The sequence below is a fragment of the Sphingomonas sp. SRS2 genome (assembly GCF_000971055.1).
Classification (GTDB): Bacteria; Pseudomonadota; Alphaproteobacteria; order Sphingomonadales; family Sphingomonadaceae; genus Rhizorhabdus.
This window is the reverse complement of sequence record NZ_LARW01000097.1, coordinates 16,465-30,581: the sequence shown is the minus strand read 5'-3', so window position 1 is coordinate 30,581 and position 14,117 is coordinate 16,465. Positions and strand designations below refer to the sequence as shown.

The window sequence follows — 14,117 nt, the reverse complement described above, 5'->3', positions numbered from 1 at the left end:
AAATATCATGCGTCATCGTGTTGGCGGTCGTAAGCTTCAGCGGACCGGATCTCATCGTACCGCCCTGTTCCGCAATCAGTCGGCGGCGCTCATCAAGCATGAGCAGATCACGACAACGCTCGCCAAGGCGAAGGAGCTTCGCCCCTATGTCGAGAAGCTGATCACGCTCGCCAAGAAGGGTGGCCTGGCTAATCGCCGTCTCGCCCATGCGCGCCTGCTCGACGATACCCAGCTGAAGAAGCTGTTCGACGTCCTGGCCGAGCGCTACGCGAGCCGTAATGGCGGTTACACCCGCGTCATCAAGGCAGGCATCCGCGCATCGGACGCCGCTCACATGGCGATCATCGAGTTCGTCGACCGCGACGTCTCCGCTAAGGGCCAGGATTCGGGCCCGGTCGAGAGCGACGAGGACGTCGCCGAAGCCGCCTGATCGGTTTAGATACTGACAGCATTGCAAAAAGGGAGCCGCGGGCGTTACGCTCGCGGCTCTTTTTATGTGACTCAATCTCGGGAGAGCCTGTCTGATGTCGCCGAACCGGGTGCCCGCCGCCTTTTTTGCCTTGATGATGATGACCATGACCATGCCCGCCACGGCCGCAGACACCATCACCTATCCCGAGACGCGGCGCGACGACCTCGTTGAGACACAGTTCGGCGTCCCAGTGGCCGATCCCTATCGCTGGCTGGAGAATGACGTACGCACCGACGAATCGGTCGCGCGCTGGGTCGATCAGGAAAACAGCATCACCGAGCGCTATCTTGAAACGCTGGGCAGCCGCGACGCGATCAAGGCGCGGCTCAAGACATTATGGAATTACGAACGCTATGGCGTTCCCCGCAAGCGCGGCAGCCATTATTTCTATACCCACAACAGCGGGTTGCAGAACCAGCCGGATTTGCTGGTGCGCGACGGGCTGGACGGTAAGGAGCGCAAGCTGCTCGATCCGAGCGGTTGGGCGAAGGACGGCGCGACCGCGCTCGACGAATGGCGGCCCTCCAACAATGGTGATCTGCTGCTCTACTCGATCCAGGACGGCGGCAGTGACTGGCGCACGCTGCGGGTCATCGACGTCGTCACCGGCAAGACGCTCGACGATGAGATAAAATGGGTGAAATTCTCCGATCTCGCCTGGGACGGCGATGGTAAGGGCTTCTTCTATTCGCGTTTCCCGGAGCCCGGCAAAGACGCCGCCTTCCAGCAGCTCAACCTGAACCACCAGGTCTATTATCATCGGATCGGGACGCGTCAGTCCGAGGATCGCCTGCTCTATGCGACGCCCGCCCGGCCCAGGCTCAACCATAGCGTCGAAACCACACAGGACGGGCGCTACGCCCTCGTCACCTCGTCCGAGGGGACCGACGAACGCTACGAGCTGACCTTGTTCGACCTCGCCGAGGCTGACCCGAAGCCGCGCAAGCTGGTCAAGGGATTCGTCAACGAATGGGCGCTGGCGGGGAGCATCGGCAGCCGATTCTACTTCCGCACCAACCTCAAGGCGCCACGCCAGCGCGTGGTGATGGTCGATGTGGCCGAGCCTCGCCTCAAGCCGGTCGAGATCGTCGCCCAATCTCCCGATACGCTTGTCGGTGTGTCGCTCGTCGGCAGCCGCCTGATCCTGGCCTATCTCGGCGATGCCAAGACCGAGGCGGAGCTTCGTGAGCTGGATGGCACGAGAGTTGGGCCGATCACCCTGCCCGATATCGGCGCTGGTGCGGGCTTTGGTGGGCGGGTGGGCGATCCGGAGACCTTCTTCAGCTTCTCGAGCTATGCGACGCCGGGAACCATCTATCGGCTCAACACCTCGACCGGCAAGATGGAGCTGTTCATCCAGCCCAAGCTCGCCTTCGATCCCGCCGACTATGTCGTCGAACAGCAGTTCTTCACCTCGAAGGACGGCACGCGGGTGCCGATGTTCATCACCAGGAAAAAGTCCACGCCCGCGGGCGCCCCGGCGCTACTCTATGGCTATGGCGGCTTCAATATCTCGGTCACGCCGGCTTTTTCCCCGGCGGCGCTCAGTTGGATGGAGATGGGCGGCGTCTATGCGGTCGCAAACCTTCGCGGTGGCGGTGAATATGGCAAGGCGTGGCACGATGCCGGCCGGCTCGCGCAGAAGCAGAATGTCTTCGACGATTTCATCGCGGCGGGCGAATATCTGATCTCCAGCGGAATCAGCGCAAAGGGACGGCTTGCGGCGATGGGGCGCTCGAATGGCGGGCTGCTGATCGGCGCGGTGGTCAATCAGCGGCCCGACCTGTTCGCTGCTGTCAATCCCGCGGTCGGCGTGATGGACATGCTGCGCTTCAATCGCTTCACCGCGGGCCGTTACTGGACCGACGACTATGGCGATCCCGGCAAGGCGGAAGACTTCAAGCTGCTGCGAGCCTATTCGCCCTATCACAACATCCGCGCGGGGACCGATTATCCCGCGATCATGGTCACGACGGCCGACACCGACGACCGCGTCGTGCCAGGACATAGCTTCAAATACACGGCCGCGCTGCAGGCCGCGCAGCTTGGCTCGAAGCCGCATCTCATCCGCATCGAGACGCGCGCGGGCCATGGTTCGGGCAAGCCGACCGACAAGGTCATAGAAGAATATGCCGATCTGTGGGCGTTTTTGGGCCATTGGACGGGAATGGCGTTGCCGAAATAGGCGCGGCTGATTGGCGAGCGTTCACAAGTGCGCGGTGCGCAGTGCGAATTGACGCTGTTGCGGGAAGCTATTCAGCTTGTCGCAAGCATGTGGCGGCTAATCGCTAATTCCATCATGATTTGCGTATCAGGTAGCGGGGCATCGAGATGATCAAGGCACTCATCGGTTCGGCGACGGCACTGGCTCTGTTGGCCACGGCGGCATCGCCCGCGGCGGCGCGTCCGCGCTGGGGTGGCTATGGCCATCACCACCATCGCGGTGGCGGCGACACGTTCGGCAACATCCTGCTCGGCGGCGTAATCGCCGGTGGCATCTTCGCGATTGCCAATGCGTCAAAGAAGAATCAGGGCACGCCGTCGCGCCGCGCAGACGATCAGCGCGACGACCTCCGCGAGGATGGTGAGGACGCCCGTGAAGTGGCGGCGATGTGCACCAGCGCGGTCGAGAACATGGCGCGTGGCCCGGTCGCGCAGGTCGACTCGGTCGGCCGCGACGGCCCCGATGGCTGGCGCGTCGACGGCACGGTTCGCGCCGAGCGGGGCGATCGTCACTTCTTCTGCGGCGTCCAGCAGGGCCAGATCGAGAATCTCGAACTCGGCGACAAGATGGCGTCGCGCTGAGCCATATCAACGATTAAGCGGCAGCCCGCGCTCACATGGTGAGCGCGGGCCGTTTTGTATCCGCACGATAATCGCGGCGACTGGCTGGACAGCGGCGCGCTCCGCCATTATCGGCTCCCCATGACAGCCCAGCTTCCCGCCACCGCCGCCCCGAAGCCCAGCAGCCAGCCGCAGGAATCGATCCTGATCGTCGATTTCGGCAGCCAGGTGACCCAGCTCATCGCGCGACGGGTTCGGGAGGCCGGTGTGTACAGCGAAATCGCCCCCTTCAACGCCGCCGACGCCGCGTTCGACCGGCTCAATCCGAAGGGTATCATCCTTTCGGGCGGGCCTGCCTCGGTCGCGGATATCGGCAGCCCGCGCGCGCCGCAGCGCTTCTTCGAGGCGGGCGTGCCGATCCTCGGCATATGCTACGGCCAGCAGACGATGTGTCAGCAGCTCGGTGGATCGGTAACTCCCAGCCACGACAGTCGCGAGTTCGGCCGCGCCTTTATCGAGATCAGGGGCCGCTCGGCGTTGTTCGACGGGTTGTGGAAGGAAGGCGAGGCGCATCAGGTCTGGATGAGCCATGGCGATAAGGTCGACGCGCTGCCTGAGGGTTTTTCGCCGATCGCGATCTCCGAAGGCGCGCCCTTCGCGGTGACCTCCGACGAGAAGCGGCGGTTTTACGGCGTCCAGTTTCACCCCGAGGTGGTTCACACGCCCGATGGCGGCAAGCTGATCGCCAATTTCGCGCGCCATGTCTGCGGGTTCGCCGGCGACTGGACGATGGCGGAGTTCCGCGCGACCAAGATCGAAGAGATCCGCAAGCAGGTCGGCTCAGGCCGGGTGATCTGCGGGCTGTCAGGCGGCGTCGACAGCGCGGTCGCGGCGGTGCTGATCCATGAGGCGATCGGCGACCAGCTCACCTGCGTGTTCGTTGACCATGGCCTGATGCGGCTGGGCGAGGCCGATCAGGTCGTCAGCCTGTTCCGCGAGCATTATGGCATCCCGCTGGTCCATGTGAACGCCGAAACGCTGTTCCTGAATGGCCTCAAGGGACTCACCGATCCCGAGCTCAAGCGCAAGTTCATCGGCAAGACTTTCATCGAGATTTTCGAAGCCGAGGCGAAGAAAATCGGCGGCGCCGATTTCCTGGCACAGGGCACGCTCTATCCCGACGTGATCGAGAGCGTCAGCTTCACTGGCGGTCCCTCGGTCACGATCAAGAGCCATCACAATGTCGGCGGCCTGCCCGAGCGGATGAACATGAAGCTGGTCGAGCCGCTGCGCGAACTCTTCAAGGACGAGGTCCGCATCCTCGGCCGCGAGCTGGGACTGCCCGAGATTTTCGTCGGCCGTCATCCCTTCCCTGGGCCGGGCCTCGGCATCCGTATTCCCGGCGAAGTCACGAAGGATCGCTGCGATATATTGCGCAAGGCCGATGCGGTCTATCTCGATGAGATTCGCCGCGCCGGGCTGTATGATGCGATCTGGCAGGCCTTTGCGGTACTGCTGCCGGTCCGCACCGTTGGCGTGATGGGCGATGGCCGCACCTATGACTATGTCTGCGCGCTGCGCGCCGTCACCTCGACCGACGGCATGACCGCCGATGTCTATCCCTTCGACTCGGCCTTCCTGAGCCGCGTGGCGACGCGCATCGTCAACGAGGTGCAGGGGATCAATCGGGTGACATATGACTACACGTCGAAGCCACCGGGCACGATCGAGTGGGAATGATTCGGGGCCATTTTTGGCTATCGCGATCAATCGGCGTTTAACCATCAACACATTGAAATAAAAAGATTATCTCACGTTATCTATCGGGATCAATCGCGGAGCAGCGGTTGGCTCTGGCGTCATGCGTGACGGTATCCGGCAAACTTGCACTTGGCCCAATCCAGCGATACCGTCAGAGGTATTGAAGCCAGTGACGGTATTTTTTCCGCACTAAACCATTGTAAATCAAGCGATAATGTCGGCGAAAATGGCCGAAAATCGCCTGACGGTATTTTGCGTAGAGGAGGTCGGTATGCTCACCGATGTTGCCCTTAAGAACCTGAAACCACGCGAGAAAGCCTACAAAGTCACGGACCGTGACGGCCTTTATGTCCAGGTCTCAACCTCCGGGACGCTGACGTTTCGGCTGGACTACCGGCTGCATGGGCGGCGCGAGACGCTAACGCTTGGGAAATACGGTCCCTCCGGTTTGTCCCTTGCTCGAGCCCGTGAAGCGACGATCGACGCTAAACGTGCAGTCTTCGAAGGCAGGTCTCCGGCCCAGGAAAAACAACGCGACAAACGCCGGATCAAGGAGGCCAAGAGCTTCGGTGAGTTTGGAGAGCGCTGGTTGGTGAAGGCGCCAATGGCGGACAGCACCCGCGCGATGCGGCGTTCGATCTTCGAACGAGAGCTTCTGCCAGTCTGGAAGAACCGGCTGTTGACAGAAATCACGCCGGATGACCTGCGCGCCCACTGCGGCAAGATCGTTGATCGCGGCGCACCGGCAACTGCGATCCATGTCCGCGACATCCTCAAGCAGATCTACGGGTTTGCGATCTTGCACGGCGAGAAGGTTGCCAATCCGGCCGACGATGTCGGTCCCGCCTCGATCGCGACGTTCGTTCCAAAGGACCGGTCGCTGTCGCCGACGGAAATTCGCGTGATGCTCAAGCAGCTCGACCATGTGGCGACGCTGCCAACGATCCGACTCGGGATGCGCCTCTTCCTGCTGACAATGGTGCGCAAGAGCGAGCTGCAGGATGCGGTCTGGGACGAGGTGGACTTCGAGAACGCCGTGTGGACGATCCCCAAGGAGCGCATGAAGCGATCCAAGGCGCATAACGTCTATCTCTCGCAGCAATGCCTCGACATCATGATCGCGTTGAAGACTTGCGCGGGCAACTCGCGCTACCTTCTGCCGTCTCGGTATGATGCGGATGCGCCGATGTCCCGGGCTACCTTCAATCGCGTCACCTACGCCGTCGTGGAGCGCGCGCAGAAGGAAGGCTTACCGCTGGAGCCGTTCACGGTACATGACTTGCGCCGGACTGGATCGACCCTGCTCAACGAACTGGGGTTCAACAGTGACTGGATCGAAAAGTGCCTGGCCCATGAAGATGGGCGGTCCTCGCGCGGCGTCTACAACAAGGCGGAGTACGAGCACCAGCGGCGGCATATGATGCAGGAATGGTCTGATATCATCGACGCCTGGGTGGCAGGGCAGAAGCGCGTGCCGGTCCTGATTCCGCCCTCGATGCCTATGCTCGCGCCTGATCCGGCGCTTTGACGGGACGCGCCTTACGCTTGCGCACATCGGGATGCGGCGCCCGGTCGATTGGCGATCGCCGGGCTGTCGCCAGGCGATCGGTCAGCCAGGCTTCGACCTCGGCCAGATCCCACACCACACAGCGTGGGGTGAGCGCAAAGCGACGAGGGAATTCGCCGCGCTGTTCCATCTCATAGATGGTGGTGTCGGCCAGCGGTACGATCTGCCGAAGCTCATGGCGGCGGATCATCCGCTTTTTGAGGGCCTCAGATTTCGTCGACATAACTCTACTCCAACGAGATTAGCGTCTGATGCCGATTGGAGCCGATAGACCCGACATGAAAAGAGCGAACGCACCGGCGTAGGGCTCGCGGCGGCAATGGCGTACAAATCGGCGGGGTCGTTCTTGTCGTCCCGTAGCCCTTAGTCAGGCGCGAGGGGCAGTCCGTCGATCGCCGCGACGGCGTCAACAAGCTGTCGTCGCAGGCTCGCCAGACCGATCGCCAAAACCAAGTCTTGCCGATCCGCCAAGCTGAGCATCGTGCGGAGGACGAGATCAGAGTGACGCATCAGGATTACCAGGTTCTCCCCACTGGGGCTGTTTTTGCCCTCGAACCAGTTCCGAACCGCGCGCTCGTTTGAGCGCGTGAGCTGCGCCACGGTCTTGTGGGCGGAGGGGGTGTTGCCGAATTCCGCCTTCAGCGCTGCGGCGATCGCGGCGGCGAGCGGCTCGTTTGGCTGGGGCGACGGAAAAGAGTTTCCAGTTTTCGACTGAAGTTTTCGGTCTTTCTCGGAGAACGACATTCGTCCTGACTCCCAATAGATTTGGTGGGAAGTCGAACCTGTCCGCTCGGAGCCTAAACGAAAGCAGCCGGTGTGATGAACTTATCGGAGTCGGTCACTGCTGAAGCATCGCCGCGACCTCCGGTGCGCGCTGCGCAGTATGTCCGTATGTCGACGGAGCATCAGAAATATTCGACCGAGAACCAGGCCGAAATCATCGCCCAATACGCCGCTCGGCGTGGCTTCGAGATCGTGAAGACCTACGAGGACTCGGGCAAGAGCGGCCTTCGGCTCGATGGTCGGCTATCGCTTCAGCAGCTCATTGCCGACGTGCGAGGCGGTCAGACCGACTTCAAGGCGATCCTGGTCTATGACGTGAGCCGCTGGGGCCGGTTTCAGGACGCAGATGAGAGCGCCTACTACGAGTTCATCTGCCGGGAAGCGGGGATCGCCGTTCAATACTGCGCCGAGCAGTTCGAGAATGATGGCAGCCTGAGCGCGACGATCATCAAGAGCATGAAGCGGGCGATGGCTGGCGAATATACGCCCCCTCGCGGGACTATCGCTACATCGAGACCAATCGAACGCTGCGGACACTGCATCCCGATGTCGTGGCGCAGGTCATCGCCGATATCGGCGCGGCCGGCGGCACCGTGCGCCGCGACCCGGTCACCGACCTCCTGCATATCAATGACGAGTTCACGGCCTCGCTGGTGATCTCTCGGTGCCACATCAGCCCCGCCGGCGGGCTGCGCTGGAAGGTGCGCTTTGACAGCGGGTTGAGGCCCAGCATCACCATCGTGGCGCGGATGCAGGAAGATAACGCCGCCATTCACGACTACTACTTGCTGCCATGGCTGGACGTCGGCGCCACGCCGAATCTGCGGCTCGCACCAGAGAACGGCATCCTGCTCGATGCCTACCGCTTCGATACGCTGGAGGCGTTTTTCGATCTGACGCGCCGCGTGCCGCTGAAGGTTGCCGCATGAGCGCGCCGCCCCCCGAAATCCGCTCGGTGCCGGTCGATCTGATCACCATTCTCAACCCGCGGGTTCGCAACAAGCGGATCTTCCAGGAGCTGGTGAATAGCATTGCCCATCTCGGGCTGAAGAAGCCGATCACGGTCAGCCAGCGACCCGGAAAGACGCGGTTTGACCTCGTGTGCGGTCAGGGTCGCCTCGAGGCCTTCATCGCGCTCGGCCAGACCGAAATCCCGGCTATCGTGATCGATGCGGCTGAGGAAGATTGTTACGTGATGAGCTTGGTCGAGAACCTTGCGCGGCGCCAGCACAGCCCATTGGAACTGGTTCACGCCATCGGCGCGCTGAGCGCCCGGGGCTATTCGCACCCGGAGATCGCCGCCAAGGTCGATTTCTCGGTCGAGTATGTCAGCGCGATCTGCCTGTTGCTCGACAATGGCGAGGAGAAGCTGATCGCGGCGGTCGAGCGCGGCGTCATCCCGCATTCGATCGCCATGGAGATCGCCCGCGCCAAGGAGGGCGAGGTTCAGCAGGCGTTGGCGCAGGCCTATGAGGAAAAGTCGATCCCGGGCAATCAGGTACTCGCGATCCGGCAGATCATCGAACAGCGCAACACCAGCGGCAAGCAGCTCCACAAGCGCGGATCGCGGGTTGGTCGCACCCAAAAGCCTGTCACATCGGAGAGCCTGATCCGCGCCTATCAACGCGAAACGGAACGGCAAAAGCTGCTGATCAAGCGCGCCTCCTTGGCGCGCAGCCGGTTGCTGTTCGTCGCCAACGCCATGCGGCGTCTGCTGGCCGACGATCATTTCGTGACGCTGCTGCGAGCGGAGGGGCTGAGCACCTTGCCGCGCGCACTGGCCGAGCGGATTGGACCGACGAAGGCGTAGCATGTCCGATACGGTCAAAATTGCCTTCGAGCGCAAGATCCTAGCCCTCCCAATCGGTGAGCTCTTGGCGACCAAGGCGCTGCCGGCAGGGGTGCGTGAGTCCGTCAAATATCGCCGGATCGCGGCATCTGTTGCGGAAGTCGGGCTGATCGAGCCGCTGTCGATCGCGCGCCAGAAAGGTGGCAGCTACCTTCTCCTCGACGGACACATGCGGCTGGATGCCCTGCGGTTTCTTGGTGCGACCGAGGCCCCTTGCGTTGTCGCCGCCGACGACGAGTCCTTCACCTACAACAAGCGGGTCAACCGGCTGGCGACGATCCAGGAACACTACATGATCGTGCGCGCGCTCGATCGTGGGGTATCGGAGGAAAAGCTGGCGCGCGCGCTCAATGTCGACGTGAAGGTGATCCGCCAGCGCCGGCATTTGCTGGCAGGGATCAGCGGGGATGTCGCCGAGCTGCTGAAGGACAAGCCGGTTGGGCACCACGCCTTCCAGAAGCTGCGCAAGATGAAGCCGATCCGTCAGCTCGAGGTGGCCGAACTGATGGTGTCGGCGAACAATTATACGGTCAGTTATGCCAAGGCGCTCCTGGCGACCTCGAAGCCATCGGATCTGCACAAGCCTGACGAACTCAAGAAGGCGACGGGGTTGTCGGCCGAGCAGATGGGGCGTCTCGAACGGGAGATGGCGTCGGTGAGCGAGGACTATAAGGAGCTTGAGGTCTCCTATGGCGACGACATGCTGGTCCTGGTCGTGGCTTCCGGCTTTATCGAGCGCCTGCTGGCGAAGCCCGAGATCGAGGGATTTCTCGCGGGGCGGCACCCTGAGTTTCTGGAGAATTTCCGCGCCATCGTGCAGGCCACCTCGCTCGATCAATCGACGACGCCCTGACCGTTCAAGATTGGGGACCGGGACCCAGAAGCGCCGGGACCGTCGGAGAAGCCGCCGCGAGGGGCGGATCAAGGGCGGTGGCGGGGATGGCGGCGAACCCGCTCGGAGCCCGCTAGGCCAGTCGCCATAGGGCTGGCTGCGTGCCGTTCGCGGCATGATTGTTCTGGAGCGCGCCGATCATTCAAGGTTGGCGCGCTCCAATTGGTCCACGGGCCGGGATTATCTCGCATCTCAGATGCGCGATAATTCTTGCACGCGAAGCCGAATCGTGGGATTAACGCGCATCTGAGATGCGAGATAATCCTATGGCTCTTCATTTGGTCGGTGAGACGATCGACGCCAAACGTGCGCATCAACGCGCGCAGGTCGGTGAGTTAGTCCAGCTCGTACGCGGTGTTTACGTCGATGACCAAGGGGATATCGAGGCGACGATCCTCGGCCATGCGGTCCGTATTGCGCACTATCTCTATCCCAACGCCTATCTATCGTCGGCAAGCGCAGCACTGCTTGCACCCACGCCGGACGGACGCCTCTTCATCAGCGGCCGCCGTAACCAGCGCACGCGGCTGCGGACGCTCGAGATCATCCAGAACGAAGCACCGAAGCATCCATCGACGGCGATCGCGGTTATCGGCGACGACCTGGGCGAATCGCGCATCGATGCCTCATCGCCGCGCCAGCGTTTTCTCGAAGCGTTCCGCCTGCGCAGCGAACATGCGAGCGCCGTTACCGCCGACATGCGCGCGCAGATGGCAGCGCGTCTGGTGGAGGAGCATGGGACGCCCCAAGCCGCAGCCGACGCCGTCTGGGTGCTGGCGCGTGAGAATGAATGGTATCGCGAAGGCGAAGGCGCCGAACGCTTCCTGTTGGCACAGTCGGGCGTTGCCAAGGCGCCGGTCAACAAGGCGGCGCTCGATCTTCTCGTCGCCTGGCACGGTGAACCGCTCGGTCGGCTGACCCACGATGGATTCGAATGGCGCTGGAAACCGGGGCGTCGAGCGGGACCGGCTCTCGTGCGCGAAACCACGCCGGGCAAGCTGCCGGCCTTCATTGAATCGCTGCTGCCCGAGGGCTGGCTGGCGCAGGTTCTCCACGAACGCGATGAACGCGAGGCGCTCCGGCGCGGACGGCGATATATGTCGAACATTGTCATCGTCGAGGGTCGAGAGGAACTGGCAGCGCTGCCTGCCGACATTCTCACGACAACACTGGCTGGATACGTCGACGCCGGTCGCTTCACCGGCCGCTACGCCGGTCCGGCGCGGGGTGAGATTGAGGAGACCTTCGAGCAGAACCTGGCGCGCATCTTCGCGCGCGCGGAAACACCGCGCCTGTCAGGCGTCCAGATCAAGGCGCCAATGAGCCTGATGCCTGATGGCGCCCTCGTTCCGGCCATTGATCAGCCGTTCACCCATATCCTCAAGCCCGCCGGCACGGCGGGCTTCGAGACGTTGCCGGTCGTCGAGTGGCTTTGCCTGGAGCTCGGCCGCTCGGCCGGGTTCGATGTGCCCGATGCCGCGCTGCTGGAAATGCCCGACGGCATGTCGCCTGCACTAGTCGTCGAGCGGTTCGATATTCGTCGCGGGCCAACGGATCAGCGACGTCTGGCGCTGGAGGACTTTTGCTCCATTTTGGACTTACCGGCTGCGGCGAAATATGATGGCACGATTGAGCGCATGGCTCGGGGTCTGCGCCCGCTTTCGACCGATCCGGTCGCCGACCTAGACATCCTGTTCCGCCGTGCGGTCTTCGCCTGGCTAATTGCCGACGGCGATATGCACTTGAAGAACCTCGCGATGCTCAAGACGGCTGCCCCAGGTGCTAAGGCCTTTACGAGTGTGCGTTTCGCGCCGCTCTATGACGCCGTCACCACGCGTGTCTTTCCGGGACTTGGCGGTGACCGGATGGCGTTGAAGTTAAACGGCAAGGATGATCGGCTGACGCGGCAGGATTTCCTGGCGCTGGCGCGGACGATTGGTCTGACGGTCGGTGACGCCGAGGTGGCTATGAGCGAACTTGCCGGGCGATTGTCCGGGCGCGCCAAAACGCTGTGCCTGCCCGCGTTCGCCGGTGAGGCTGAAGCTGCTAGGTTCGCGCATGATAAAGTAACCGCCATCACCGTTGAGCGATGCGCTGGCCTCAGCGGGGTGAACGCGTGAGGCGCCCACAAGGCGTGGAGCCATCGCTGGGGTGGTCGTATCTTTCGCGCGATGCCTTGGCGCGCGCGAAGGCGCAGATGGATGAAGAGTCCACAGGCGTCAGAGATGAAATCGGCTTTCTGACAATCCACCAGAGTTATGCAGACCGGTTTTTCCCCGGCACATCGGTGCTGCATACGAGAGCGCGTTACGCGCTTATCGTTCCTTGGCTATTCGAAGATTTGGCAGGTCTGACGGGACCGGCGGCAACACGCGCACTTCGCGATCGCGAGTGCGAACTCGCTGGGCGCCTAGCTGGTGCAGGCGTGATAGGCAGACGCGTTTTTCCCAAGCCATCAAGCCAGCCACCATCAACGGTCTACTGGAATGCTTTAGCTCTGGGGCAGCCCAACCAGGAGGATTTCCTCGAAATCTTGTCTCGCGGGGGTGCCGCCACTCGGGCGCTGCTGCACCCGTTGGTCCTTGATTTGTCCGCAATGGGCCTTCGGCAGTTGCCGGGGGCGGATGGGAAGCCATTGGCTATCGAAGAAAAGAGTTAAGCACCGCCGATGATGCGACGGTTCATCGCACGAGTTTCTAGTAGATAGGTCTTACCGTCGGCGAGAAGATGCAACCCTTGGCCGTCGCTCGCGGCAACATGGCATCCGTTCCCTTCTCTTTAGACGGCCATGGGCGCGGGTGTGGGCGTGACGGCGATGACCTGCCCTGTCGTGACGAAGACAATCAGGCCGCGGTCAGTCCCCGTCATGTCGAGATAGGCTCGCACCTGCGCGCGATAGTGATTGAGGGTTTTCCATAGCTGAACATCGCAGCCTCCGCCGTGCGGCGAAAGTGATTGGTATCAGCGAATCGGCATTGAGCCATCGTCTCCGCGCCCTGGAGGATGTGCTAACTGTTGCTCTGTTTCATCGCTCATCGGAGGGCGTGGAGCCTACCCAAGCGGGGCTGGTCTTCTTTGAACAAGCGCGCGAGGCTTTGCGCGTGCTTGATCTGGCGGTGGCCAATGCGGGCGCGACCAGTCGGGGTGTCGCCGGTCGCTTGACCCTTGGTCTTTACACATCGCTATCGACGGGCCGCCTGCGTGATGCGTTGGCGGCTTATACTGAGCGACACCCCGAAGTGGATCTACATATTGTTGAGGGCGATCGCTCGCGCATGGTCGAGGGCATCAGCTCGCGCGCGATTGATATTGCGGTCCTCCTGGGCGCTCCAGATGAGATGCTCGGCGAACCACTGCTGCTTTGGCACGAGCGGCTGCATATCATCCTCATGGCCGATCACCCCTTGGCGGAGAGGTCAGAAATCGCCTGGCCAGATGTAGAAAGCGAAACCTTCCTCGTGTCGGCGCGGGGAGCCGGCCCTGAAGCCGTTCGGTTGCTTGCGGCGCAGCTTGCTGGGCCAGGCCGGGAGCCACTCACGCGGTCGCATCTGATCAGTCGTGAGACGGCGCTTTCCATGGTCGGCATGGGTTTGGGCATCGCATTGATGATCGAATCCGATCTAGGACGGCTGCCTGAAGGTGTGCTGGCGGTGCCGCTCGCCAGCGAGGCGGACGACGCCCTGGTGCCGCTGACGGCGTATCGTGATCCGGGAAACGATAACCCGCCACTGCGGCGGTTCTGGTCGTTGCTCAAGAGCGGCTATGTCGAGCCGTCGCCGTCGCCCGAGGGCTGAGCCTTAGCCCGACGGGCTTTGGCGAAAGCGCGATCCGAAGCCATGAACCGCGCTAGCATTGGCGCGATCAACTTGGTCGGCTCGGTCTTCGTGCCGGTCTCCCGCGCCAAGACGTCGGCATAGGCGGCCAGGTCACGGTGAATTGCAGCGGGCAGTTCGATCGTCATACGAACCGGGCGGTCATCAACCAGCGCGCCGAGTTTGAGCATTGTCAT

Annotated in this window: 15 protein-coding genes; 12 read left to right on the top strand and 3 right to left on the bottom strand. The window is 62.4% G+C overall.

Features of this window, described 5'->3' with window-relative positions:
• Positions 1 to 7 precede the first annotated feature (7 nt).
• From rplQ to WP12_RS14000, 5 genes are all read left to right on the top strand, one after another.
• On the top strand, positions 8 to 430 hold the full coding sequence (gene rplQ, locus WP12_RS14020; RefSeq protein WP_046194298.1) for a 50S ribosomal protein L17: 423 nt from the start codon (positions 8 to 10) through the stop codon (positions 428 to 430).
• A 145-nt stretch (positions 431 to 575) separates the two neighbouring features.
• The gene (locus WP12_RS14015; protein ID WP_235399141.1) at positions 576 to 2,657 is read left to right on the top strand and encodes a prolyl oligopeptidase family serine peptidase; all 2,082 of its coding nucleotides are present in this window, start codon (positions 576 to 578) and stop codon (positions 2,655 to 2,657) included.
• 146 nt (positions 2,658 to 2,803) lie between these two features.
• Positions 2,804 to 3,277, top strand: a complete 474-nt coding sequence (locus WP12_RS14010; RefSeq protein WP_046194297.1) for a hypothetical protein — start codon at positions 2,804 to 2,806, stop codon at positions 3,275 to 3,277.
• Between the two features lie 120 nt (positions 3,278 to 3,397).
• Positions 3,398 to 4,996 (top strand): glutamine-hydrolyzing GMP synthase, encoded by a 1,599-nt coding sequence (gene guaA, locus WP12_RS14005; protein ID WP_046194382.1) that lies wholly within the window; start codon positions 3,398 to 3,400, stop codon positions 4,994 to 4,996.
• A 235-nt stretch (positions 4,997 to 5,231) separates the two neighbouring features.
• Positions 5,232 to 6,545 (top strand): tyrosine-type recombinase/integrase, encoded by a 1,314-nt coding sequence (locus WP12_RS14000; RefSeq protein ID WP_009820570.1) that lies wholly within the window; start codon positions 5,232 to 5,234, stop codon positions 6,543 to 6,545.
• On the opposite strand, the gene WP12_RS13995 is transcribed toward WP12_RS14000, so the two are convergent.
• Entirely contained in the window at positions 6,517 to 6,807 is a 291-nt protein-coding gene (locus tag WP12_RS13995) for a helix-turn-helix transcriptional regulator (RefSeq protein ID WP_009820571.1), read from the bottom strand. The genes WP12_RS14000 and WP12_RS13995 overlap by 29 nt on opposite strands.
• Before the next feature lie 140 nt (positions 6,808 to 6,947).
• Positions 6,948 to 7,328: a hypothetical protein gene (locus tag WP12_RS13990; protein ID WP_009820572.1), complete on the bottom strand. Its 381-nt coding sequence runs from the start codon at positions 7,326 to 7,328 to the stop codon at positions 6,948 to 6,950.
• A 75-nt stretch (positions 7,329 to 7,403) separates the two neighbouring features.
• On the opposite strand from WP12_RS13990, the gene WP12_RS26360 reads away from it, so the two are divergent.
• The 7 genes from WP12_RS26360 to WP12_RS13960 all read left to right on the top strand — a co-directional run bounded on the left by WP12_RS26360 (position 7,404) and on the right by WP12_RS13960 (position 13,902).
• A complete protein-coding gene (locus WP12_RS26360) occupies positions 7,404 to 8,024 on the top strand; it encodes a recombinase family protein (RefSeq protein ID WP_327196223.1) in 621 nt (206 codons plus the stop codon).
• Positions 7,919 to 8,296 (top strand): hypothetical protein, encoded by a 378-nt coding sequence (locus WP12_RS26355; RefSeq protein WP_327196225.1) that lies wholly within the window; start codon positions 7,919 to 7,921, stop codon positions 8,294 to 8,296. The genes WP12_RS26360 and WP12_RS26355 overlap by 106 nt, the downstream gene beginning before the upstream one ends.
• Entirely contained in the window at positions 8,293 to 9,177 is an 885-nt protein-coding gene (locus WP12_RS13980) for a plasmid partitioning protein RepB C-terminal domain-containing protein (RefSeq protein WP_009820574.1), read from the top strand. The genes WP12_RS26355 and WP12_RS13980 overlap by 4 nt, the downstream gene beginning before the upstream one ends.
• Position 9,178: 1 nt before the next feature.
• Complete coding sequence (locus tag WP12_RS13975) at positions 9,179 to 10,069, top strand: plasmid partitioning protein RepB C-terminal domain-containing protein (protein WP_046194296.1); 891 nt, start codon at positions 9,179 to 9,181, stop codon at positions 10,067 to 10,069.
• A 305-nt stretch (positions 10,070 to 10,374) separates the two neighbouring features.
• Complete coding sequence (locus WP12_RS13970; protein WP_046194295.1) at positions 10,375 to 12,228, top strand: type II toxin-antitoxin system HipA family toxin; 1,854 nt, start codon at positions 10,375 to 10,377, stop codon at positions 12,226 to 12,228.
• Positions 12,229 to 12,242: 14 nt separating this feature from the next.
• Positions 12,243 to 12,767, top strand: a complete 525-nt coding sequence (locus tag WP12_RS13965; protein ID WP_235399140.1) for a DUF6361 family protein — start codon at positions 12,243 to 12,245, stop codon at positions 12,765 to 12,767.
• Between the two features lie 256 nt (positions 12,768 to 13,023).
• The gene (locus tag WP12_RS13960) at positions 13,024 to 13,902 is read left to right on the top strand and encodes a LysR family transcriptional regulator (RefSeq protein ID WP_268794733.1); all 879 of its coding nucleotides are present in this window, start codon (positions 13,024 to 13,026) and stop codon (positions 13,900 to 13,902) included.
• On the opposite strand, the gene WP12_RS13955 is transcribed toward WP12_RS13960, so the two are convergent.
• The gene (locus WP12_RS13955; RefSeq protein WP_046194294.1) at positions 13,869 to 14,117 is read right to left on the bottom strand and encodes a DUF2274 domain-containing protein; all 249 of its coding nucleotides are present in this window, start codon (positions 14,115 to 14,117) and stop codon (positions 13,869 to 13,871) included. The genes WP12_RS13960 and WP12_RS13955 overlap by 34 nt on opposite strands.